Source organism: Thioalkalivibrio sp. AKL10 (assembly GCF_000381845.1).
GTDB classification, from domain to species: Bacteria; Pseudomonadota; Gammaproteobacteria; order Ectothiorhodospirales; family Ectothiorhodospiraceae; genus Thioalkalivibrio; species Thioalkalivibrio versutus.
Genome location: NZ_KB907143.1, coordinates 555,575 through 577,357, shown reverse-complemented (window position 1 = coordinate 577,357; position 21,783 = coordinate 555,575). Strand labels below are relative to the sequence as shown.

22 protein-coding genes are annotated in these 21,783 nt (G+C 64.8%); 18 read left to right on the top strand and 4 right to left on the bottom strand.

All coding sequences use genetic code 11. From position 1 onward, the window contains the following. Positions 1-13 precede the first annotated feature (13 nt). From gyrA to galU, 15 genes are all read left to right on the top strand, one after another. Positions 14-2,641: a DNA gyrase subunit A gene (gene gyrA / locus G333_RS0108535; protein ID WP_018951432.1), complete on the top strand. Its 2,628-nt coding sequence runs from the start codon at positions 14-16 to the stop codon at positions 2,639-2,641. Then, a complete protein-coding gene (gene serC, locus G333_RS0108530) occupies positions 2,638-3,717 on the top strand; it encodes a 3-phosphoserine/phosphohydroxythreonine transaminase (protein WP_018937605.1) in 1,080 nt (359 codons plus the stop codon). Before gyrA ends, serC begins: the two co-directional genes overlap by 4 nt. 50 nt (positions 3,718-3,767) lie before the next feature. Further along, on the top strand, positions 3,768-4,931 hold the full coding sequence (locus G333_RS0108525) for a 3-phosphoglycerate dehydrogenase family protein (RefSeq protein ID WP_019628206.1): 1,164 nt from the start codon (positions 3,768-3,770) through the stop codon (positions 4,929-4,931). A gap of 3 nt (positions 4,932-4,934) precedes the next feature. Then, the gene (gene pheA, locus G333_RS0108520) at positions 4,935-6,050 is read left to right on the top strand and encodes a prephenate dehydratase (RefSeq protein ID WP_019628205.1); all 1,116 of its coding nucleotides are present in this window, start codon (positions 4,935-4,937) and stop codon (positions 6,048-6,050) included. A 17-nt stretch (positions 6,051-6,067) separates the two neighbouring features. Next, positions 6,068-7,225 carry a histidinol-phosphate transaminase gene (hisC, locus tag G333_RS0108515; RefSeq protein WP_019628204.1) on the top strand — a complete coding sequence of 386 codons (1,158 nt, stop codon included), beginning with the start codon at positions 6,068-6,070 and terminating at the stop codon, positions 7,223-7,225. Next, the gene (locus tag G333_RS0108510; protein ID WP_018176811.1) at positions 7,222-8,103 is read left to right on the top strand and encodes a prephenate dehydrogenase/arogenate dehydrogenase family protein; all 882 of its coding nucleotides are present in this window, start codon (positions 7,222-7,224) and stop codon (positions 8,101-8,103) included. Before hisC ends, G333_RS0108510 begins: the two co-directional genes overlap by 4 nt. A gap of 6 nt (positions 8,104-8,109) precedes the next feature. Next, positions 8,110-9,414, top strand: a complete 1,305-nt coding sequence (gene aroA / locus G333_RS0108505) for a 3-phosphoshikimate 1-carboxyvinyltransferase (protein WP_019628203.1) — start codon at positions 8,110-8,112, stop codon at positions 9,412-9,414. Beyond that, complete coding sequence (cmk, locus tag G333_RS0108500; protein ID WP_018937600.1) at positions 9,411-10,118, top strand: (d)CMP kinase; 708 nt, start codon at positions 9,411-9,413, stop codon at positions 10,116-10,118. The genes aroA and cmk overlap by 4 nt, the downstream gene beginning before the upstream one ends. A gap of 85 nt (positions 10,119-10,203) precedes the next feature. After that, complete coding sequence (rpsA, locus tag G333_RS0108495) at positions 10,204-11,874, top strand: 30S ribosomal protein S1 (RefSeq protein ID WP_018650149.1); 1,671 nt, start codon at positions 10,204-10,206, stop codon at positions 11,872-11,874. 93 nt (positions 11,875-11,967) lie between these two features. Then, complete coding sequence (locus G333_RS0108490; protein ID WP_018937599.1) at positions 11,968-12,264, top strand: integration host factor subunit beta; 297 nt, start codon at positions 11,968-11,970, stop codon at positions 12,262-12,264. Positions 12,265-12,273: 9 nt separating this feature from the next. Continuing rightward, entirely contained in the window at positions 12,274-12,591 is a 318-nt protein-coding gene (locus G333_RS0108485; RefSeq protein ID WP_018145703.1) for a lipopolysaccharide assembly protein LapA domain-containing protein, read from the top strand. A gap of 69 nt (positions 12,592-12,660) precedes the next feature. Then, on the top strand, positions 12,661-13,893 hold the full coding sequence (locus tag G333_RS0108480; protein ID WP_019628202.1) for a tetratricopeptide repeat protein: 1,233 nt from the start codon (positions 12,661-12,663) through the stop codon (positions 13,891-13,893). Then, positions 13,890-14,609: an orotidine-5'-phosphate decarboxylase gene (gene pyrF, locus G333_RS0108475; protein WP_019628201.1), complete on the top strand. Its 720-nt coding sequence runs from the start codon at positions 13,890-13,892 to the stop codon at positions 14,607-14,609. Before G333_RS0108480 ends, pyrF begins: the two co-directional genes overlap by 4 nt. Positions 14,610-14,708: 99 nt before the next feature. Beyond that, positions 14,709-14,990 carry a ComEA family DNA-binding protein gene (locus tag G333_RS0108470; protein WP_018937596.1) on the top strand — a complete coding sequence of 94 codons (282 nt, stop codon included), beginning with the start codon at positions 14,709-14,711 and terminating at the stop codon, positions 14,988-14,990. A 113-nt stretch (positions 14,991-15,103) separates the two neighbouring features. Next, positions 15,104-15,982, top strand: a complete 879-nt coding sequence (gene galU, locus G333_RS0108465) for a UTP--glucose-1-phosphate uridylyltransferase GalU (protein ID WP_018145699.1) — start codon at positions 15,104-15,106, stop codon at positions 15,980-15,982. A 27-nt stretch (positions 15,983-16,009) separates the two neighbouring features. Here galU and G333_RS0108460 read toward each other — a convergent pair whose 3' ends face one another. The 3 genes from G333_RS0108460 to hspQ are packed head-to-tail and all read right to left on the bottom strand — an operon-like array spanning position 16,010 to position 18,746. Then, a complete protein-coding gene (locus G333_RS0108460; protein WP_019628200.1) occupies positions 16,010-16,696 on the bottom strand; it encodes a rhomboid family intramembrane serine protease in 687 nt (228 codons plus the stop codon). Between the two features lie 22 nt (positions 16,697-16,718). Next, complete coding sequence (gene ilvD / locus G333_RS0108455; RefSeq protein ID WP_019562489.1) at positions 16,719-18,404, bottom strand: dihydroxy-acid dehydratase; 1,686 nt, start codon at positions 18,402-18,404, stop codon at positions 16,719-16,721. A 21-nt stretch (positions 18,405-18,425) separates the two neighbouring features. Continuing rightward, entirely contained in the window at positions 18,426-18,746 is a 321-nt protein-coding gene (gene hspQ, locus G333_RS0108450) for a heat shock protein HspQ (RefSeq protein ID WP_018169763.1), read from the bottom strand. Between the two features lie 142 nt (positions 18,747-18,888). Between hspQ and G333_RS0108445 the strand changes: the two genes are divergently transcribed. Next, positions 18,889-19,443, top strand: a complete 555-nt coding sequence (locus G333_RS0108445; protein ID WP_019628199.1) for an NUDIX domain-containing protein — start codon at positions 18,889-18,891, stop codon at positions 19,441-19,443. 22 nt (positions 19,444-19,465) lie between these two features. On the opposite strand, the gene G333_RS0108440 is transcribed toward G333_RS0108445, so the two are convergent. Then, positions 19,466-20,137 carry an L-fuculose-phosphate aldolase gene (locus tag G333_RS0108440; protein WP_019628198.1) on the bottom strand — a complete coding sequence of 224 codons (672 nt, stop codon included), beginning with the start codon at positions 20,135-20,137 and terminating at the stop codon, positions 19,466-19,468. A gap of 209 nt (positions 20,138-20,346) precedes the next feature. Here G333_RS0108440 and G333_RS0108435 point away from each other — a divergent pair, with 209 nt between their 5' ends. Beyond that, positions 20,347-20,814, top strand: coding sequence for a cytochrome c (locus G333_RS0108435; protein WP_018937592.1), 468 nt, complete (start codon positions 20,347-20,349; stop codon positions 20,812-20,814). A gap of 39 nt (positions 20,815-20,853) precedes the next feature. Then, positions 20,854-21,735 (top strand): cytochrome c, encoded by an 882-nt coding sequence (locus G333_RS0108430; protein ID WP_369772988.1) that lies wholly within the window; start codon positions 20,854-20,856, stop codon positions 21,733-21,735. Positions 21,736-21,783 lie beyond the last annotated feature (48 nt).

Genomic DNA, 21,783 nt, shown 5'->3' with positions numbered 1-21,783 from the left:
GGCGTAACCCTCGATGGCTGAATTTGCCAAGGAAGTTTTTCCGGTCAATCTCGAAGACGAGATGCAGCAGTCTTACCTCGATTATGCGATGAGCGTAATCGTGGGCCGGGCCCTCCCCGATGTCCGTGACGGCCTCAAGCCGGTCCATCGCCGCGTGCTCTACGCGATGCGCGAGCTGGGCAACGACTACAACAAGCCGTACAAGAAGTCGGCGCGTGTGGTCGGTGACGTGATCGGTAAATACCACCCGCATGGCGACTCCGCCGTCTACGACGCCATCGTGCGCATGGCGCAGCCGTTCTCGATGCGCTACATGCTCGCAGACGGGCAGGGTAACTTCGGTTCCATCGACGGCGACTCGCCGGCGGCCATGCGCTACACCGAGGTGCGCATGGCGCGCATCGCGGCCGAGCTGCTGGCCGATATCGAAAAGGAAACGGTCGACTTTACCGACAACTACGACGGCTCCGAGAGCGAGCCGGCCGTGTTGCCGAGCAAGTTTCCCAACCTGCTGGTCAATGGTTCCGCCGGCATCGCGGTGGGGATGGCGACCAATATTCCGCCGCACAACCTGCGCGAGGTCGTCAACGCCTGCGTGGCGCTGATCGATGACCCCGACATCTCCATCGACGGCCTGATGGAACACGTGCCGGCGCCGGATTTCCCCACCGCCGGCATCATCAACGGCATCGATGGCGTGCGCGAGGCCTATCGGACCGGTCGCGGCCGGGTCCTGATCCGGGCACGCTCGCACGTGGAGCCGCTGGAAGGCGGCCAGCGCGAGGCGATTGTCGTCACCGAGCTGCCCTACCAGGTGAACAAGGCGCGTCTGACCGAGAAGATCGCCGAGCTGGTGAAGGAAAAGCGCATGGAGGGCATCTCCGAGCTGCGCGACGAGTCGGACAAGGACGGCATGCGCCTGGTCATCGAGCTCAAGCGTGGCGAGATGGCCGAGGTGGTCCTGAACCACCTCTACATGCACACCCAGATGCAGAATGTCTTCGGCATCAATATGGTCGCGCTGGTAGATGGCCAGCCGAAGGTGCTGGATCTGCGCCAGGTGCTGCGGGCCTTCCTGCGTCATCGCCGCGAGGTGGTGACCCGGCGCACGATCTTTGATCTGCGCAAGGCGCGCGAACGCGCCCACATCCTGGAAGGCCTGGCGATTGCGCTGGCCAATATCGATCCAGTGATCGAACTGATCCGTGCCGCGCCGAACCCGGCCGAGGCCAAGGCCGGGCTGCTGGCGCGCGCCTGGCCGCTGGGCGTGGTCAGCGACATGCTCGATCGCGCCGGGGCCAGTGCTTCGCGTCCCGAGGACATGGCGCCGGAATATGGCGTGAGCGAGGATGGTTATCGGCTGTCGGAGGCCCAGGCCCAGGCGATCCTGGATCTGCGTCTGCACCGCCTCACCGGGCTGGAACAGGACAAGATCCTCGACGAATATCGCGACCTTCTGGAGCTGATCGAAGACCTCCTGGATATCCTCGGTTCGGGCGACCGCCTGCAACAGGAAATCCGCAACGAACTGCTAGGGGTGGCCGAGCAGTTCGGCGACGAACGCCGTAGCGAGATCCGCGCGCGCCAGGCCAACCTGACACTGGAGGACCTGATTGGCGAGGAAGACGTGGTCGTCACGCTTTCGCACGCCGGCTACGTGAAGTACCAGCCCGTGGCCGACTACCGCGCCCAGCGCCGGGGCGGTCGCGGCAAGGCGGCGACCAGCTTCAAGGAAGAGGATTTCATCGACCGGTTGGTGGTGGCCAATACGCACGACACGATCCTGTGCTTCTCCAGCCGCGGCCGGGTGTACTGGCTGAAGGTTTACGAGCTGCCGCAGGGGTCGCGGGCCGCGCGCGGCAAGCCGATCGTCAATCTGCTTCCGCTGGAAGCGGATGAACGCATCAGCACGATCCTTCCGGTGCGCGAGTACGACCCGGATCACTATGTATTCATGGTGACCGCGCAGGGAACGGTGAAGAAGACTCCGCTGACGGATTTCTCGCGCCGTCGCGCCTCCGGCATCATCGCGGTGGATCTGCGCGAGGGGGATCATCTGGTCGATGTCTCCCTGACCGACGGCACCCTCGACGTGATGCTGGTGACCACGGCCGGCAAGGCCGTGCGTTTCCACGAGAGCGACGTGCGCGCCATGGGGCGGACGGCCTGCGGCGTGCGCGGCGTGCGCATGGAGGATGACCAGCGGGTGATCGCGCTGCTGAATGTCGACGAGGGATCGGCGCTGCTGGCGACCGAACACGGTTACGGCAAGCGCACCCGTTTCGACGAATTCCCGGTGCATCGCCGTGGTGGCCAGGGCGTGATCGCGATCCAGACCGAGGGCCGCAATGGCTTGCTGGTCGGGGCCGCACGGGTGCTGGACGACGACGAGGTCATGCTGATCACCAATGGCGGGACGCTGGTGCGGACACCGATCGACCAGATTCCATTGATCGGTCGCAACACGCAGGGCGTGCGTCTGATCCGTCTCGATGAGGACGAAAACCTGGTCGAGCTCGCCCGGGTCGCCCAGTTGCAAGGCGAGGACGGCGTCGAAGACGATGAAGAGCCCGGTCAATCGGAAATCGGGACGGACCCGGAGACGGGTCCCGAATCCAGTGACGATGGAGAACAGGCATGACGCGAGTGATGAACTTCAGCGCGGGGCCGGCGGCCCTGCCTCAGGCGGTGCTCGAACGGGCGCGTGACGAGCTGCTGGACTTCCGCGGGTCCGGGATGTCCGTGATGGAGATGAGCCACCGCGGCAAGCCCTTCATGGCCGTGGCCGAGAAGGCCGAGCAGGACCTGCGTACGCTGATGGACATCCCCGACAACTACACGGTGTTGTTCCTGCAGGGCGGGGCGACCGGGCAGTTTGCCGCCATCCCGATGAACCTGGCGAATGGCCGGGGTATGGACTACATCGATACCGGGGCCTGGTCCGGCAAGGCCATCAAGGAGGCTCAGAAGTACGGGCCGGTGAATATCGTGGCCAGCTCGCAAGCGAGCGGGTACGACTCGATCCCGGATCGCGCCTCGTGGAACCTGGATCCGAACGCCGCCTACGTGCACTACACCCCGAACGAGACCATCGGCGGGGTCGAGTTTCCGGAAATTCCGGATGTGGGGGACGTACCACTGGTGGCGGACATGTCCTCCACCATCCTGTCGCGTCCGATCGATGTGTCGAAGTTCGGCGTGATCTATGCCGGGGCGCAGAAGAACATCGGTCCGGCCGGCCTGACCGTGGTGATCGTGCGCAATGACCTGCTGGAGCGCGACAAGGGCAACGTGCCGGCGGTGCTGGACTGGGCGCTGCAGGCCAAGAACGATTCGATGTACAACACCCCGCCGACCTTTGGCTGGTACCTGGCCGGGCTGGTGTTCGAATGGTTGCTGGAGCAGGGTGGCCTGGAGAGCATGGGCAAGACCAACCAGCGCAAGGCCGCCAAGCTGTACCAGTACATCGACAACTCCGCCTTCTATCGCAACCCGGTCGAGCCCACGGCCCGGTCGTGGATGAATGTGCCGTTTATCCTGGCGGACGATTCCCTCGACGGGACGTTCCTCAACGAGGCGGATGCGGCCGGCCTGTCCTCGTTGAAGGGACATCGCTCGGTGGGCGGGATGCGCGCAAGTATCTATAACGCTGTGCCGGAAAGCTCCGTGGATGCCCTGATCGATTTCATGGCGGACTTCGAGAACCGCCACGCCTGATCCTGTCGAATCGTGGTCGCCGGGCGTAACTACCGGGCCAGGAGGTCGTGATGTACCGAATTCAGACCTACAACAACATCGCCGTGCGTGGGCTGGACCGCTTCCCGCGCGACCACTACGAGGTCGCGTCGGACATCAACCAGCCAGACGCCTTGATGCTGCGGTCGTTCGACCTGCATTCGGTCAATATCCCGGATTCCGTCCTGGCTGTCGGGCGTGCCGGCAGCGGGGTGAACAACATCCCGGTGGAGGCGCTGTCCGAGCGCGGGGTGGCGGTGTTCAATGCCCCGGGCGCCAATGCCAACGCCGTGAAGGAATTGGTGATTGCCGGTCTGCTGTTGGCAGCGCGCAATCTGTTGCCGGCGGCAGGCTACGTGCAGGGGCTGGACCCCACCAAGGAGGACTTCATGTCCTCGGTGGAGCACGGCAAGAAGAAGTTCACCGGCTTTGAACTGCCCGGCCGGCGCCTGGCTGTGCTCGGCCTGGGTGCGATCGGTGTGGGCGTGGCCAATGCCGCGCGGGCGCTCGGCATGGAGGTGGTGGGCTTCGACCCCAAGGTCACGGTGGAGAACGCATGGCGTCTGGACTCCGGCATCGAGCGCGCGCGCTCGGTGGAAGCCGCGATGGAGGGGGCCGATGCGGTCACCGTGCATGTGCCACTGACCGAGAACACCGCCAACCTGGTCAACGCGAAGAACCTGAGCGGGATGAATCCCGGGGCGATGGTGCTGAACCTGGCGCGCGAGGGCATCGTGGACGACGCCGCTGTGCACGAGGGGCTGGACGCCGAACGCCTGCACGCCTACATCACCGATTTCCCGGTGCAGGCCATGATGGGGCACCCGCGGGTGATCACCCTGCCGCATCTGGGGGCCTCGACGACCGAATCCGAGGAGAATTGTGCGGTGATGATCGCGGATCAGCTGCGTGATTATCTGGAAAACGGCAACGTGGTCAATTCGGTGAATCTCCCGACCCTGGTGCTGGATCGCAAGGGAGATACCCGGATCGCCGTCGTCAATCGCAACCTGCCGGACCGGGTCGGGCGCATCTCGCATACCCTGGGTGAGTCCAACATCAACATCCTGCACTTGATGAACGACTCCCGCGGTGACATTGCGTACACCCTGCTGGATGTGGATGGCCAGCCGGACCAGGCGACCCTGGATGCACTGCATGAGATCGATGGCGTGCTGCGGGCGCGGGTGCTGTAGATCGTGGCCGGGGACCCTCATTCGTCGCAGCCCGCCGACGGCCAGGAGGATCTGGCTGCCCTGCGGGCGCGCATCGACGCGCTGGATGCCGAGCTGCTCGAGCGGCTGAGCGAGCGTGCCCGCTGTGCCGAGGCCGTGGCCCGCGTGAAGCGCAGCCAGGAGAGCAATCCGGTGTTCTATCGTCCGGAGCGCGAAGCCGAGATCCTGCGCCGGGTGCGTGAGCAGAACCCCGGCCCGCTGTCCGGCGAGGCGATTACCCGGCTGTTCCGCGAGATCATGTCCGAATGTCTGGCGCTGGAGCATCCGCTCCATGTGGCCTATCTGGGACCGGTGGGCACGTTCACCCATCTGGCGGCGCGCAAGCATTTCGGCCATGCGGTCGAGACCCAGCCACTGGCCTCCATTGATGCCGTGTTCGACGCCGTGGAGACCGGTCGCGCGCAGTTCGGCGTGGTGCCCATCGAGAACAGCTCCGAGGGGGTGGTAACCCACACGGTCGACTGCTTCATGGATTCTTCGCTGCAGATCTGCGGTGAGGTCGTGACCCCGATTCACCACCATCTGCTGACGCACGCCGAGGATCTCAGTCAAGTCCGGCGCGTGCTGGCCCACGCCCAGGCGCTGGCGCAATGCCGCCAGTGGCTGGACGCGGAGCTGCCGCACGCCGAACGCGAGGCGGTCTCCAGCAACGCCCGCGCAGCCGAGATTGCGGCGCAGGACCCGACCGTGGCGGCACTCGCCAGCCAGGCCGCGGCCGACCATTACCAGATCCCGGTGCGGGCGCCGCACGTGGAGGATCGCGCCGACAACACCACACGTTTCCTGATTATCGGTTCCGGCACCACGGAACCCAGTGGCGCGGATCGCACCTCAGTGATGCTGACGACCGCCAATCGCCCGGGATCGCTGTATTCGCTGCTCAAGCCGATTGCGGAGTCGGGTATCAGCCTAACCCGTATCGAATCGCGCCCGTCGCGCTGCACGCCGTGGAACTACGTCTTCTTTCTCGACCTGGTCGGCCACCAGCAGGATCCGCTGATCCGCGAATGTCTGGAGCAGCTGCGCGCAAGCGCCGATACCGTCAAGGTGCTGGGGAGCTATCCCCAGGCCGCCACCTGAATCCCCGAGGTTTCCGCATGGCATCCAATCCTTCCGTATCCGCTACGGCCGGCCCGGCGTTTGATCCGGTGACTCTGGCGGTTGCTGGCGTCCAGGGGCTTAGCCCCTACCAGCCGGGCAAGCCCGTGGCCACGCTGGAACGCGAACTGGGGATTACCCAGGCAGTCAAGCTGGCCTCCAACGAGAATCCGTTGGGCCCGTCGCCCCTTGCGGTGGAAGCCGGGCGCGTGGCGTTGGCCGATGCGCATGTCTATCCCGACGGCAATGGCTTCGAGCTGAAGGCACGTCTGGCCGAACGCCATGGCGTGACCCCGGAGCAGATCACCCTCGGCAATGGCTCCAACGAGGTGCTGGAGTTGGTTGCACGGACCTGGCTGGCGCCGGGGCGTGCTGCCGTGTTTTCTGCCCACGCGTTTGCGGTCTATCCGCTGGTGACTCAGGCGGTGGATGCCGAGGCCCGAGTTGCCGCGGCGCTGCCCGCCGACCATCCGGAACAGCCCTTCGGGCACGATCTTGACGCGATGCAGGCGCGGGTGGATGGCGATGTGCGGGTCGTGTTCGTGGCCAACCCGAACAACCCGACCGGCACCTGGCTGGATGCTGCGGCGCTCGAAGCCTTCGTGGCCGCGATGCCGGTGACGACCGTGGTCGTTATCGACGAGGCCTATTTCGAATATGTCGAGGAGGCCGAGTATCCGGACACCACGCAATGGCTGGATCGCTATCCGAACCTGATCGTCACCCGGACTTTCTCCAAGATCCAGGGCCTAGCCGGACTGCGCCTCGGCTATGCGGTTAGCTCGCCGGCCATCGCGGACCTGCTGAATCGAGTGCGCCAGCCGTTCAATGTGAATGCGATTGCCCAGGCGGCCGGCCTGGCCGCGCTGGACGACCACGAGCATGTGGAAAAGTCGGTGGCCATCAATCGGGAGGGGGTTCGCCAGGTGAGCGCCGCCTTGCGCGAGCAGGGCTTGCGTGTGATTCCGTCGGTGGGCAATTTCGTGACCTTCGATACCGGCCGCGACCCGGGCCCGGTATATGACGCCATGCTGCGCGACGGCGTGATTACGCGCCCGGTAGAGAATTACGGTCTCCCCGGGCATCTGCGTGTCACGGTCTCGACCCGTGCGGACAATGACCGCTTTCTCGCGGCCCTGAAAAAGGCCCTGGCGTGATCGAACGGCTGGTCATCTTCGGCGTTGGGTTGATCGGCGGTTCGCTGGCCCTGGCCCTGCGCGAGGCGGGGGCCGTGCGCGAGATCGTGGGTTGTTCGCGCAATGCAGACAACCTGCGCGAGGCGCAGCGCCTGGGCGTGATCGATCGCTGGACCACCGATGTCGCCGAGGCCGCCGAGGGCGCGGACTTGGGCGTGCTCGCCGTCCCGTTGGGGGCGATGGAGCCACTGGCGCGCGACCTGGCTGCGGCGTGGCCCGAAGACAGCCCGCTGACCGATGTGGGCAGCAGCAAGCAGGCCGTAATCGATGCGGTGGGTACCGGCTTCGGCAAGGTCCCGCGCGCGTTTGTCCCCGGCCATCCGATTGCGGGGACCGAGAAGAGCGGGGTGGGGGCGGCCTTTGCCACCCTGTTCCGTGAGCGCCTGGTAATCCTGACACCGGTCGATGCCACGAATGCGCTGGCGACCGACCGAGTGGCCGCGATGTGGCAGGCCGCCGGGGCGCGGGTCGAGTACATGACTCCGGCGCACCACGACCGGGTGCTGGCCGCGACCAGTCATTTGCCCCATGTGCTGGCCTTCACACTGGTGTCGTCGCTTGCGAACATGAGCGAGCGCGACGAGATCTTTCATTACGCCGCCGGGGGCTTTCGCGATTTCACGCGCATCGCCTCCAGCGATCCGGTGGTCTGGCGGGATATCTGCCTCGCCAATCGCACCGCCATCCTCGAGGTGATCGGGCAGTACCAGGCCGATCTGGAGGGTTTGCGCAGCGCTATCGAGCACGGCGATGCCGCGACCATCGAACAGAGCTTTGAACACGCCAAGGAAACCCGCGATCGCCTTTGCGACCCCGCGGACGCACAACTGGATACCTGAAAATCGATGAATACCTTTACCGTACAGCCCGGAGGGCAGCTTTCGGGCCGCGCCCGCGTGCCGGGCGACAAGTCGATCTCCCACCGGGCGATCATGCTGGGTGCGCTGGCCGAGGGGGAGACGCGTGTGACCGGATTCCTCGAGGGGGCCGATTGTATTGCGACACTGGAGGCGTTTCGTGCGATGGGCGTGGCGATCGAACGTACCGGTCCAGGCGATGTACGCATTCAGGGTGCCGGCGTGCACGGGCTCAAGGCCCCGGCAGCGGCGCTGGACATGGGCAACTCGGGGACCGCGATGCGGTTGCTGTGCGGCGTACTGGCCGGCCAGGCGTTTGACAGCGAGCTGGTCGGTGATCGCTCCCTGAGCGGGCGCCCGATGCGCCGAGTCACCGACCCACTCGCGCACATGGGTGCGCACATCGATACCAGCGCGACCGGGACGCCACCGTTGCGGGTACATGGCGGGGCCCCGTTGCGGGGTACGGACCATGTATTGAAAGTCGCCAGTGCCCAGGTGAAGTCGGCCCTGTTGTTGGCCGGTCTTTGGGCGGATGGCAGGACCTGCGTGACCGAGCCGGCGCCCACCCGCGATCACACCGAGCGGATGCTGGCCGGATTCGGTTATCACGTGGAGCGCGACGGACCCCGTGCCTGTGTAGAGGGCGGCGGTCGCCTGGTCGCAAGCCCGGTGGATGTGCCAGCGGATATCTCGTCGGCGGCGTTTTTTCTGGTCGGTGCCTCGATTGCCACCGGCTCGCGCATGCGCCTGGAACATGTGGGGATCAACCCGACGCGCACCGGCGTGATCGACATCCTGCGTCTGATGGGCGCCGAGATCCGCGTCCTCGATCAGCGCGAGGCAGGTGGCGAGCCCGTGGCCGATCTCGAGGTCGAGGCGGCCACTCTGAAGGGGATCCAGATCCCCGAGCACCTGGTGCCACTGGCAATCGATGAATTCCCGGCCATCTTCGTCGCCGCGGCCTGTGCCGAGGGCGAGACGGTCCTGACCGGCGCGGAGGAGCTGCGGGTCAAGGAAAGTGATCGTATCCAGGTGATGGCCGATGGTCTGGCCGCGCTGGGCGTGGACTGCGCAGTGCAGCCGGATGGCATTCGCATCCAGGGCGGTGACGGTTTCACTGGGGGCGAGGTCGACAGTCATGGCGATCACCGCATCGCCATGTCGTTCGCGATGGCCGGGCTGCGTGCCCGAGCGCCGATCCGCATCCGCGATTGCGCCAACGTGGGGACCTCTTTCCCCGGCTTCGTGGCGCTGGCGCGTGAGGCTGGACTGCAACTGGAGGCGGCATGAGTACGGCCATTCCGGTACTGACCATTGATGGCCCCGGCGGTGCAGGGAAGGGCACGGTCTGCATGCGCGTGGCGGCGGCGATGGGTTGGCATCTTCTGGATAGCGGAGCCCTCTATCGGCTGTTGGGGCTGGCTGCGCGGCAGCACGGCGTGGAACTGACCGACGAGGAGGCACTGGCCCGGCTGGCCGCGGGTCTGGATGTGGACTTCGAGGTCAATCGGGATGCCACGGCCGTGACCACGCTGCTGGAAGGTGCACCCGTGGACCAACTGCTGCGCACGGAGCAGACGGGCAGTGACGCCTCGCAGGTGGCTGCGATTCCGGCGGTGCGCGAGGCGCTGTTGGAGCGTCAGCGCGGTTTCGCGAAGGCCCCGGGGCTGGTCGCCGACGGGCGCGACATGGGCACGGTCGTGTTCCCCGAAGCGGACCTGAAGATCTTCCTGACGGCCTCGGCCGAGGAGCGGGCCAGGCGGCGATACATGCAGTTGAAGGAACAAGGACTTAGTGCTAATCTCTCCGCCCTTCAGGACGAGATGGAGGCCCGCGACCGGCGTGATCGCGAACGCAGCGTGGCCCCCCTCAAGCCCGCCGAAGATGCCTGGGAAGTGGATACCACGGACCTGGACATCGTCGGCGTGGTCGACATGATCCTGGAACGCCTTCGGGACGTACTCCCGGAACAAAGCCCCCGCCCCGCGGAATAAGCCGTCGGAAGCGGGATCATAAACGTCTAGAACTGGTTGCAGGAAGTATCTGCAAGCATTTGTTAAACCACAGGTTCACAAATCCATGAGTGAAAGTTTCGCGCAACTGCTCGAAGAGAGCATGGCCTACACCCAGATGCAGCCGGGTGCCATCCTCAGTGCCACCGTCATTGAGGTCACCCCGGAAGTCGTCGTGGTGAACGCCGGCCTGAAGTCCGAGGGGGTCATTCCCACCGAGCAGTTCATGAACGAAGAGGGTGAGCTCGAGGTCAAGGTCGGCGATGTCGTCGAAGTGGCCCTCGAAACCCCGGAAGACGGTTTCGGCGAGACGCGCATGTCGCGCGAGAAGGCCAAGCGAGCCAAGGCCTGGGACCGTCTCGAAGGTGCGATGGAAGAAGAGCAGTACGTCACCGGCAAGATCTCCGGCAAGGTCAAGGGTGGCTACACCGTCGAGCTGGGCGATATCCGGGCGTTCCTGCCGGGTTCACTCGTGGATGTCCGTCCGGTGCGTGATACCGCGTATCTGGAAGGCAAAGAGCTGGAATTCAAGCTCATCAAGCTGGATCGCCGTCGCAACAACGTGGTTGTGTCGCGTCGTGCCGTGGTCGAGCAGGAATACAGCGCCGAGCGCGAAGAGCTGCTGAAGAACCTGCAGGAAGGCGCGCAGGTCAAGGGCATCGTCAAGAACCTGACCGACTATGGTGCGTTCCTGGATCTGGGCGGCATCGACGGCCTGCTGCACATCACCGATATGGCCTGGAAGCGTGTCAAGCACCCGTCCGACGTGGTCGAGATCGGCCAGGAAGTCGAGGTCAAGGTCCTGAAGTTCGACCGCGAACGCATGCGCGTATCGCTGGGCCTGAAGCAGCTGGGCGAGGATCCGTGGGAGAACATCACCCGTCGTTACCCGACCGGCACCCGGATCTTCGGCAAGGTCACCAACATCACCGACTACGGCTGCTTCGTGGAGATCGAAGACGGCGTGGAAGGCCTGGTGCACGTGTCCGAGATGGACTGGACCAACAAGAACGTCAACCCGGGCAAGATGGTTGCCATCGGTGACGAGGTCGAGGTAATGATCCTGGACCTGGACGAAGAGCGCCGCCGCATCTCCTTGGGCATGAAGCAGTGCCAGTCCAACCCGTGGGACGACTTCGCCGCCAACCACAACCGGGGCGAGAAGGTCAGTGGCCAGATCAAGTCGATCACCGATTTCGGTGTGTTTGTTGGCCTGGAAGGCGGCATCGACGGCCTGATTCACCTGTCCGACCTGTCCTGGCACGAGGCCGGCGAAGAGGCGATCCGCAACTTCAAGAAGGGTGACGAGGTCGAGGCCGTGGTCCTGTCCGTGGATCCCGAGCGCGAGCGCATCTCCCTGGGTCTGAAGCAGCTGGACCGCGATCCGTTCGCCAACTTCGTGGCCGAGCACAGCAAGGGCAGCATCGTGTCCGGTACCGTGAAGGAAGTGGACGCAAAGGCCGCGGTGATCGAACTGGCCGACGGCATCGACGGAATCCTGCGTGCCGCCGACATCTCCCAGGATCGTGTGGAGGATGCCAGCACCGTGCTGAAGGTTGGCGAAACCGTCGAAGCCCGATTCATGGGCGTGGACAAGAAGACCCGCGCCATCAGCCTGTCGATCAAGGCCAAGGATCGCGCCGAGGAAGCCGAGATGGTGTCCGATTACGGCAGCAATGCCGGTACCGGTACCACCCTGGGCGATCTGCTCAAGGAGCAGATGGACAAGAACGACTAAGCCCGTTCTGCGGCGGCCCACGGTGCCGGAAGGTGCCGTGGGCCATTTTGTTCCGGGAAACCGGGTTTCCTTCCTGTCTGTGACGAGTGCCTGATGACCAAATCGGAATTGATCGAGAACCTCGCCCGGAAATCGCCTCATTTGCCTGCCAGGGATGTCGAGATGTCGGTCAAGGCATTACTCGAACGGATGAGTCATGCGCTGGCCAATGGGCAGCGGGTAGAGATTCGCGGCTTCGGCAGTTTTTCCCTCCATTTCCGGCCCCCAAGGCTGGGACGTAACCCCAAGACCGGTGAAAGCGTTGCCTTGCCCGGTAAGCATGTCCCCCATTTCAAGCCCGGCAAGGAATTGCGCGAACGGGTAAACGGCTCCATCGACGGGAACGACTAGGGACCGTCCGTGGACGACCGACGTCGACAGCAGATTCGCAATGCCGTGGCCTTTGCCGCGCTTATCGTGATTTCGTCCGCTGTTGGCATTCTTGTTGTATTGAACGAAGACCTGGTGACCCTTGCGTTACCCGGTGTGCAGATCGAGGCGCCGCTCGTGGTGTTCCTCGGGATTGCGGCCCTGTTCGGGGTCGTTTTGGCTTCGCTCGTACTCTGGCTGCGGCTGCGCCGGTTGCGTCAAAAGATTGCAGACCTGCGCGAACAGAACCATGCCCTCAAGGTCGAGGTCGAGCAGTTGCGTACCGCACCCATGCGGGATTTCTACTAGTCACGTGGCGCGCATGCGGCCACTGACGCCCCCCACGTTTCTTTTCTCATCCGGGACCCATTCTCGCTCATGATCGACGACTGGTTCTGGTTGCTGCTCCCTATTGCGGCTGCAAGTGGCTGGTGGCTCGCGCGTTACGGCGTGCCGGAAGACCGTGAGGAACGGGAGCCGTCACTGGATCGCTACCTGGAAGGTGTGCGCCACCTCCTCGACGACCGCACGGATGATGCCCTTCAGGCCTTCATCGAAATGGTGGAAGTCGATCACGAAACCTTCGAGACCCATGTAATCCTGGGCCGGCTGTTCCGGCGTCGAGGCGAGGTCGATCGCGCCATCCGCATCCATCAGAACCTGGTCGCGCGGCCCACGTTGCCTGCGGCGCAGCGGGCGCAGGCCCTGTGCGAACTGGGCGAGGATTTTCTCCTGGCCGGCGTATTGGATCGGGCGGAGGCGGTGTTTCGCGAATTGGCGGATTCGCCGCATCAGGCGATCGCCGCACTGGAAGGCCTGCGTCAGGTCTACGAGACCCAGCGGGAATGGGAGCGTGCGATCGAGGTGGGCGACCGGCTGAAGGAACATGGGGTCGCGCACGAGCATCAGCGGATCGCGCATTATCATTGCGAACTGGCCCAGATCGCGCTGGACAAGGGTGACTGGGAAAGCGCCAGGGCGCGCGCGGAACAGGCCGAGGGCCTGGTGCCGGGGCTTTCGCGGGCATTGCTGATCCAGTCGGAGATCGCGGCACGCAGGGGCGAGATCCGCGAGGCGATCGGATTCGGACGCGATGCGGTGGCGCGTACCCCGCAACTGGCGCCCTTGCTGGTACCGCGTATCGAGCGGTTGCATCAAGAGCTGCCTGGGGAGAATCGTCTGGGTCAGCTGGAGGAGCTCCTAGACGATCTCGCGCGCAACCGTGGGATCACGATGGCGCGCATTGCCCTGATGCGTCTTTACCGACGTACGGGCCGGCTGGATGCCGCGCTGATGGAGCTGGGTTCGATCCTGGCACAGCGTCCGGTGCCGACCTCGGGATTGCTGGAGGCGGTGCGCTGGATGAAGATTCTCCCGGCGGTCCAGCAATACAGCACCGAGTTTGCGGCATTCGAGAAGGCCCTGGCGGACCAGCTCGGGAGCCAGCATCTGTACCAGTGCGTGAACTGTGGCTATCAAGGGCGCGCGCATGTGTGGCAGTGCCCAAGCTGTCGTCGCTGGGATACGCTGCGCGGTCTCGACTTCGACATTGATCAGACGACGGAGGCCGCCGAGGAGGCGCTAATCCGCGAAGGGAGTCCCCGTTCATGAATCCGATTCCGGAACCTGCAACGCGCCTGATTGTGGCGCTCGATTTTTCCGAAGCCGAAGCCGCACTGGCGTTCGCCCGAAAGCTCGATCCCGCCCAGTGCGCGCTGAAGGTCGGGTTTGAGCTGTTCGTGGTCGCCGGGCCCGACCTGTTGCACCGTCTGCACGGCCTGGGTTTTCGGGTCTTTCTGGATCTGAAGTTCCACGACATCCCGAATACGGTGGCGGCGGCTTGTCGGGCCGCGGCGCGGACCGGTGTCTGGTTGATTAACGTGCATGCCAGTGGCGGTGAAGAGATGATGCGCGCCGCGCACGCGGCGGTGCGCGAGACGAATGACACGACGGCGCTTCTGGCCGTAACGGTGCTGACCTCCAGTGACGCCGGTACCTTGCGTGAGATCGGCGTGAATCGGGAACCGGCCGAGCAGGTGCGTCTTCTGGGCGAACTGGCGGTGCGCAAGGCGGGCCTGGAAGGGCTGGTCTGTTCGGCGCAGGAGGCCGCCATGCTGCGCCGCCTGCTCGGCGAGGAACCGTTGCTGGTAACGCCCGGAATTCGGCTGGAGGACGCGGGCGGGGACGATCAGAAGCGGGTGATGACCCCCGAACGGGCGATCTCGGCCGGGGCCAGCGCCATCGTGGTCGGCCGGCCGATCACGCGTGCCGCGGACCCGAGCATGGCCATGGAGGCCTTCATCACACGATTGCAGAAGAGCGGATGACGGCGTGGATTGGAGGGGTTTTCGCAGGGCATCAATCCCGCTAGGATGCCGTTGGTGCATGGATGCACCGATCGTTCAATGAAGATAAGGAGCGTTTTCATGAGGAAGCTTTTTCAATGCGCGAAGTGCTGGGCCCTGGCGGGCCTCTGCGTCCTGCCGTTGGTGATGGTTACGGCCTCGGGAGGCCAGCCGCTCAACGTGAATGGCGCATCCGCCGAAGAGCTGGCCGCGCTGGACAACGTCGGTCCGGTGAAGGCCCAGGCGATCGTGGAGCACCGCGAGGCACACGGTGAGTTCGCTTCGGTGCAGGCACTGACCGAGGTCTCCGGAATTGGTGAACGCACCGTGGAGATGAATCTCGATCGCATCGTCGTCGAGTAACGTTGTAGCGTAGTGGGTGGCAGCGCGTGCTGCCACCCGGTTCCAGCCCCTGGTCAATGGGTCCGGCAGGACGCGTGGGCCAGGGGTTCGTTATTGAGCGCCCAGGAGATGGAATGAGCCAGAATCACCCACCGATCCGTACCGCCGTGTTCCCGGTTGCCGGCATGGGTACGCGCTTTCTGCCGGCCACCAAGGCGAATCCGAAGGAGATGCTGCCGATCGTGGACAAGCCGCTGATCCAGTACGCAGCGGAGGAAGCGGTGGAAGCGGGGATCGAGACCCTGGTGTTCGTGACCGGGCGCAACAAGCGCTCCATTCCGGACCACTTCGACAAGGCTTACGAGCTGGAACACGAGCTGGAGGAGCGTGGCAAGACAGAGCTCCTGGAGCAGGTGCGCAATATCGTTCCGCCGAACGTGACCTGTGTCTATGTGCGCCAGTCCGATGCGCTGGGTCTCGGCCATGCGGTGGCCTGTGCCCATCCGATTGTGCGTAACGAACCCTTTGCCGTGATCCTGGCGGACGACCTGATCGAGTCAAGTAATGGCGGGGCGACGCGGCAGATGGTGGAGCAATACGCCGAGCACGGGTGCAGCGTGCTCGGGGTGGAAGAAGTGCCGGGTGACCGCACACATCAGTACGGGATCATCGATCCAGTGAAGACCGGCCCGCGCAGCTGGGATGTGAAGGGGATTGTCGAGAAGCCCGATCCGGACCAGGCCCCGTCGAACGTGGCGGTGGTGGGGCGTTACATCCTGACCCCGAGAGTCTTCGAGATGCTGGCCACGCAAAAGCCAGGGGCCGGCGGCGAGATCCAGCTGACCGATGCCATCGCGCGGTTGCTGGAGCTGGAGCGGGTAACGGCCTTCAACTTCGAGGGGCGCCGCTTCGATTGCGGTTCCAAGCTGGGCTATCTGGAGGCGACCGTGGAACTCGCCCTGAACCACCCGGAGCTGAAAGACGACTTCGCCGAGTATCTCCGCAACCGCTAGGGAGACGCCGAGCCTCGGCGGGTCCTGTCACCACCAGAAACGGCGCTGGCGCGGCCGGACCGGCAGGCGCCCGCGCCAGTACTGGATGAGCAGGAAGCCGAAGGCCATCCCGCCCAGGTGAGCGAAGTGGGCGATGCCGGCAAGCGTCCCGGAGATCCCCAGATACAGCTCCAGCACGCCATAGCCAATCACGAAGTACTTGGCCTTGATCGGGATCGGCAGGAAGATCAGGAACAGGCGCTGGTTGGGGAACATCATCCCGAACGCGAGCAGAACCCCGAATACCCCGCCCGAGGCCCCGATGGTCGGGTAGATCATGTCACCGTTGCCGTGGGCAGTGATGACCAGCTGCACCAGCCCGGCGCCGATCACGCACACCAGAAAGTAGGTCCCGAAGGTGCGTGAACCCCACGCGTTCTCGATCTGCACGCCCAGCATCCATACGGCGAACAGGTTCACGAACAAATGGACTGGACCGCCGTGCAGAAAGCCGTAACTGACCAGCTGCCAGAGCTGGAAGTCGGGCACCCGCATCCAGCTGCCGTCCTGATGGACGGTGGCCGGCGTGCCGATGGGCCAGAGCCCGAAATGGGTGATCAACCAGTCACCCAGCCACGGCATGGTGAGGAACAGGCCCACGTTGGCGATCAGCAGGAAGCCGATCACCGGCGGCATCATGCTGAAGTCGGGGTGGCGGGGGTCCGGGTGTGTCATCGGACTCTTTTGCTCCCCGCCGTCAGGTGAAATCGTCGGTTACGGCACCGCGACTGGCCGAGCCCACGATACGCGAGTATTTCGCCAGGACCCCGCGGTCAAAGCGGGGCACCGGCGGCTCCCAGGCCGCGCGGCGGTGTTCCAGCTCGGCTTCGTCGACCTGCAGCGTGAGCCGGTTTTCTCCGGCATCGATCTCGATCGTATCCCCGTCCCGGACCAGCGCAATCGTGCCGCCGGTCGCGGCCTCGGGGGCAACATGTCCAACCACCATTCCGTACGTCCCGCCGGAGAAGCGCCCGTCGGTAATCAGACCAACGGAATCGCCCAGGCCCGCACCGATGATCGCGGCGGTCGGCGCGAGCATCTCGCGCATGCCGGGACCCCCACGCGGCCCCTCGTAGCGGATGACGAGGATATCGCCGGCCTGGATCTGGCCGTCGAGGATGGCATCCAGGCAGGCCTCCTCGGAGTCGAAGCAGCGCGCGGGGCCGGCAATGGCGGTCCGCTTGAGTCCGGTGATCTTGGCCACCGCGCCCTCGGTCGCGAGATTGCCCTTGAGGATGGCCAGGTGCCCGTGCGGGTACAGGGGCCGCTCCAGCGGGCGGATGATTTCCTGATCCGGGGAGGGCGCATCGGGGATCTCCGCCAGGGTCTCGGCCAGGGTGGCCCCGGTAATCGTCAGGCACTCACCGTGCATCAGCCCGGCATTCAGGAGCATCTTCATCACCTGGGGCGTGCCGCCCACCGCATGGAACTGGGTGGTCACGTAGCGCCCGGAGGGCTTCAGGTCGCACAGCACGGGGACCTTGCGGCGGATGCGCTCGACATCGTCGATGTCCAGGGGGACCTCGGCGGCATGCGCAATCGCCAGCAGGTGGAGTACTGCGTTGGTGGAGCCCCCGATGGCCATCACCACTGCGAGGGCGTTCTCGAAGGCCTCGCGGGTCAGGATGTCGCGCGGGCGCCGGTTCGCGTGGATGGCCTCTACCAGGACCTCGGCCGACCGGGCGGCCGAATCGCCCTTTTCCGGGTCCTCGGCGGCCTGGGTGGACGAACCGGGGAGGCTCATGCCCATGGCCTCGAAGGCACTCGACATGGTATTGGCGGTGAACATGCCGCCGCAGGAGCCGGCGCCGGGGCAGGCGTTGCGTTCCACGCCCTGAAGGTCCTCGTCGGACAGATTGCCGGCACCATGCTGGCCCACGGCCTCGAAGGCGCTGACGATCGTCAGGTCCTGACCCTTGTAGTGCCCGGGCTTGATGGTTCCGCCGTAGACGAAGATGCCCGGCACGTTAAGACGGGCCAGGGCAATCATCGCCCCCGGCATGTTCTTGTCGCAGCCGCCGGTGGCGAGAATGCCGTCCAGGCTCTGGCCGTTGACTACGGTCTCGATGGCGTCGGCGATGACCTCACGCGAGACGAGCGAGTACTTCATCCCCGGCGTCCCCATGGAGATGCCGTCGGAGATGGTGATGGTACCGAAGGTCTGTGGCATGCCCCCGGCCTGGCGCACCGCCTGTTCGGCGCGGGCGGCGAGGGCACCAATGCCCATGTTGCAGGGCGTGATCGTGCTGTGGGCGTTGGCAATGCCCACGATCGGGCGCTGAAAGTCGTCGTCGCCGAAGCCGACTGCGCGCAGCATGGCGCGGTTGGGCGTGCGGCGGGGGCCTTCGGTGACGACGCGGCTGCGGCGGTTGTCCTGTGCCATGGTCTTCCCTGCGGTTGTGGGTTAGTGGGCGCCGGGCTCGCCGTGGCGCGAGTAGCGGCCGTTCATGAAACGATCGAAGAACTGCCCGAGGGCGGGGTGTTCGATCTGTTCGCCGCGAGTATCCGGCTCCAGGTGGCGTTCGGCCACGTAGGTGCTGTGCGAATAGCCGTCCACCAGCACGTGATACCACGGCTGGTCCTTGGGTGGGCGGCTCTTGGCCACGGTTTCGTACCATTCGTCCGACCCGGCGTACACCGGATCTACATCGACGATCACACCCCGGTAATCGAACTTGGTATGGTGAATGAGCTCACCAACGGTAAAGCGCGTGCGTGTGGTCATGTTCGCCTCTGTCCTGCCTCGGTGCGCAAGTCTCTATTGTGGACCGCGGCCACCGGCGCGTGTTCGAGCTCGGCTCTCGGGTGCACCGCATGGCACTGTACGACTTTGTATTTAAAGCTATAACGCCCCTAACGGTACCGCCATGAGTCGCAATCAAAACAGGCTGGATGCCAGCTTCCATCACCATATCCCCGAAGGCGATGATCGCGAACGGCGTGTCTGCGACCATTGTGGCTTCGTTGACTACGAAAACCCGCGAATCATCGTCGGCAGCGTGGCCATCTGGGAAGACCGCGTATTGCTTTGTCGAAGGGCCATTCAGCCGCGTCGTGGTTTCTGGACCCTGCCGGCGGGGTTCATGGAAAAGGGGGAAAGCCCGGCCGAGGGGGCCCGCCGCGAGGCCTGGGAGGAGGCGCGGGCCGATCTGGAAATTGGTCAGTTGTTGGGCGTCTATAGCGTCCCGCACATCGGGCATGTGCAGATGATCTATCGGGCGCGCTTGCTGAGCGATGCGATTGGGCCGGGCCCTGAATCGGAAGAGGTCGGCCTGTTCCGATTCGATGAATTGCCGGAGGAACGCGCCTTCCCATCGGTGACCTGGGCCCTGCAGCACTATCTGGAAACCCGAGACCGGGTCGATTTCGCCCCGCGCTCGGCCCCGCTGGCCGATGGAGAAGGTGTCACCCCCGGTCTTTGAGGGTGGCGCGCTCCACGCGTGTCTATTTCCTGTCGCGCTGCGGCCCGTAGTGGCGAAACTTTTCCAGGACGCGATCCATCTCCGCGTCATCCAGCAATTGCGGCCCTCCGATCTGCAGGCTCAGCACATATTGCCGTGCCAGGAGTTCAACCTCCTCGGTCAGCCACAGGGCGCGCTCCAGGTCCGTCCCGGTGGCAATCATCCCGTGATTCGCGAGCAGGCAGGCCGTGCGGTCCCGCAGGGCCGCCACCGCGAGCCGCGAGAGGGTCTCCGTTCCAAACGTGGCGTACGGGGCGCAGCGGATGGAGTTCCCGCCGGCGGCGGCGATCATGTAGTGCAGCGCGGGGATGTCGCGTCCCTGGATCGCCACGACACTGGCATGGACGGAATGGACATGGACGACCGCTCCCAGCTCTGGTCGCGCCTGCAGGATGGCGCGGTGGAAGTGCCATTCGCTCGAGGGCTTGCGGCCAGGCGCCCATTGTCCATCTGCATCGACATACACCAGGTCGTCCGGCTGTAACGCCTCGTACGGGATGCCAGAAGGCGTAATCAGCATGCCGTCGCCGAAGCGCGCGCTGATGTTGCCCGAGGTGCCCTGGTTGAGCCCCCGACGATTGGTCTCCAGGCCGGTGTTGATGATGGCTTGGCGAAGGGCGGTCTCGTCGGTCGTGTTGGGGGAGTTCAGGGTCATCTTCTCGGAAGCGCTTGGGCGTAATGCGATTGTACCGGGTTCGTCCGGGAACCCCGCGCACGGGTTGTGGTCAATCGGGAAAGCCCGCAATCGTGATGGGTAATCCATTTCGCTCATGGAAATGGGGCGGGCCCGCCGTTTATAGTGGCTTCGCATATCCGGTTCGCCAGATATCCGCGAAGTCTTGATTGTTACAGGGAGGAAGCACCATGAAGAACGTCGCACGCCTGATTACCGCCACCTCCGTGGCCGCCGCACTGACCCTGGGGTTGGGTGCCGGAAGTACCGTTCACGCATTCGATGAGCACGAGGCCACGATCGACTACCGCCAGGGTGTGATGCGCGCCATTGGTGGCAACGTGGGCGCCATTGCCGCCGTGGTGGTGGACGGAGCCGAGTTCGGCGACAACCTCGAGATGCATACCAGCCAGCTGGTAGCGCTGAGCCAGGACATCCCGGGCCTCTTTCCGGAGGGGAGCGATTTCCCGGATACCGATGCCAAGGAAGAAATCTGGGATGACTGGGAACGCTTCGAGGAGCTCTCCAATGACACGCTGGAGGCCGCCGAGGCCCTGCACGCAGCCGTGGAGGCCGGTGACGAAGGCGAATACGCCATTCGTTTTCGCAACCTCGGGCAGTCCTGCCAGGCTTGCCACGACGACTTCCGCCGCGAGTAATCCGCAGTGCTAGCAGGTAACAAGGGGCTGGCAGCCTGTCTGTCAGCCCTTTTTCTGCTTGGATCGGCGGCCACGGTGCAGGCAGGGGTGCAGATTGGCGAGCACGACCCGTCCGCGGGTACCGACGAGCAGATCGCCTACGGTGAGTACGTCTTGCGAGCCGGTGGCTGCGTGACCTGCCACACGGCAGAAGACGGGGAATTCCTGGCCGGCGGGCGTGCGATCGAGAGCCCGTTTGGTGCGTTCTATGGTCCGAACATCACCCCGGATGCGGAACACGGCATCGGGGACTGGTCGGAAGAGGACTTCAAGCGCGCCCTGCTCGAAGGCCGCAGCCCGGACGGGCGCCACTACTATCCGGCCTTTCCGTATACGTCGTACACCAAGATCCAGCCGCGAGACGTGGAAGCCCTGTGGGCCTTTCTGCAATCCGAGGTGGAGCCCGTCGCTCGAGAAAACACCCCGCATGACCTGGTCTGGTATGCCCGGTTCCGGTCATCCCTGATGGGCTGGAAGTGGCTGCATTTCGAACCGGGCACCTTCGAGGCCGACCCCGACCAGTCGGACGAATGGAACCGTGGGGCCTACCTCGCCAACGCCCTTGGGCATTGCATGGAGTGCCATACTCCGCGCACGCGGACCGGCGGTCTGGACCTCAAGCGCATTGGGGCCGGCGCCCGACTGCCCGACGGGGACGTTGCCTCCAATATCACCCCGGATCGCGAAACCGGCATCGGACGCTGGGGGGAGCGGCATATTGCGCGCTATCTGGAGATGGGCCTGACCCGCGACGGTGATTTTGCCGGCGGCGGCATGGCCGACGTGATCGATCACGGCACTGCCCATCTGACCGATGCCGATCGCCGCGCCATCGCGATTTATATCGGTTCTCTGGAGGCCATCGAACACGATCCCGAGTAATCGGCACCGCAGTACGCACCACGAAAAAGGGCCAGATCGCGATGACCT

What these genes read in the sequence shown, in the direction of transcription:
- gyrA (WP_018951432.1), top strand. Translation starts at nt 14, where the DNA reads ATGGCTGAATTTGCCAAGGAAGTTTTTCCGGTCAATCTCGAAGACGAG.
- serC (WP_018937605.1), top strand. Translation starts at nt 2,638, where the DNA reads ATGACGCGAGTGATGAACTTCAGCGCGGGGCCGGCGGCCCTGCCTCAG.
- G333_RS0108525 (WP_019628206.1), top strand. Translation starts at nt 3,768, where the DNA reads ATGTACCGAATTCAGACCTACAACAACATCGCCGTGCGTGGGCTGGAC.
- hisC (WP_019628204.1), top strand. Translation starts at nt 6,068, where the DNA reads ATGGCATCCAATCCTTCCGTATCCGCTACGGCCGGCCCGGCGTTTGAT.
- aroA (WP_019628203.1), top strand. Translation starts at nt 8,110, where the DNA reads ATGAATACCTTTACCGTACAGCCCGGAGGGCAGCTTTCGGGCCGCGCC.
- cmk (WP_018937600.1), top strand. Translation starts at nt 9,411, where the DNA reads ATGAGTACGGCCATTCCGGTACTGACCATTGATGGCCCCGGCGGTGCA.
- rpsA (WP_018650149.1), top strand. Translation starts at nt 10,204, where the DNA reads ATGAGTGAAAGTTTCGCGCAACTGCTCGAAGAGAGCATGGCCTACACC.
- G333_RS0108490 (WP_018937599.1), top strand. Translation starts at nt 11,968, where the DNA reads ATGACCAAATCGGAATTGATCGAGAACCTCGCCCGGAAATCGCCTCAT.
- G333_RS0108480 (WP_019628202.1), top strand. Translation starts at nt 12,661, where the DNA reads ATGATCGACGACTGGTTCTGGTTGCTGCTCCCTATTGCGGCTGCAAGT.
- pyrF (WP_019628201.1), top strand. Translation starts at nt 13,890, where the DNA reads ATGAATCCGATTCCGGAACCTGCAACGCGCCTGATTGTGGCGCTCGAT.
- G333_RS0108470 (WP_018937596.1), top strand. Translation starts at nt 14,709, where the DNA reads ATGAGGAAGCTTTTTCAATGCGCGAAGTGCTGGGCCCTGGCGGGCCTC.
- galU (WP_018145699.1), top strand. Translation starts at nt 15,104, where the DNA reads ATGAGCCAGAATCACCCACCGATCCGTACCGCCGTGTTCCCGGTTGCC.
- G333_RS0108460 (WP_019628200.1), bottom strand. Translation starts at nt 16,696, where the DNA reads ATGACACACCCGGACCCCCGCCACCCCGACTTCAGCATGATGCCGCCG.
- ilvD (WP_019562489.1), bottom strand. Translation starts at nt 18,404, where the DNA reads ATGGCACAGGACAACCGCCGCAGCCGCGTCGTCACCGAAGGCCCCCGC.
- hspQ (WP_018169763.1), bottom strand. Translation starts at nt 18,746, where the DNA reads ATGACCACACGCACGCGCTTTACCGTTGGTGAGCTCATTCACCATACC.
- G333_RS0108445 (WP_019628199.1), top strand. Translation starts at nt 18,889, where the DNA reads ATGAGTCGCAATCAAAACAGGCTGGATGCCAGCTTCCATCACCATATC.
- G333_RS0108440 (WP_019628198.1), bottom strand. Translation starts at nt 20,137, where the DNA reads ATGACCCTGAACTCCCCCAACACGACCGACGAGACCGCCCTTCGCCAA.
- G333_RS0108435 (WP_018937592.1), top strand. Translation starts at nt 20,347, where the DNA reads ATGAAGAACGTCGCACGCCTGATTACCGCCACCTCCGTGGCCGCCGCA.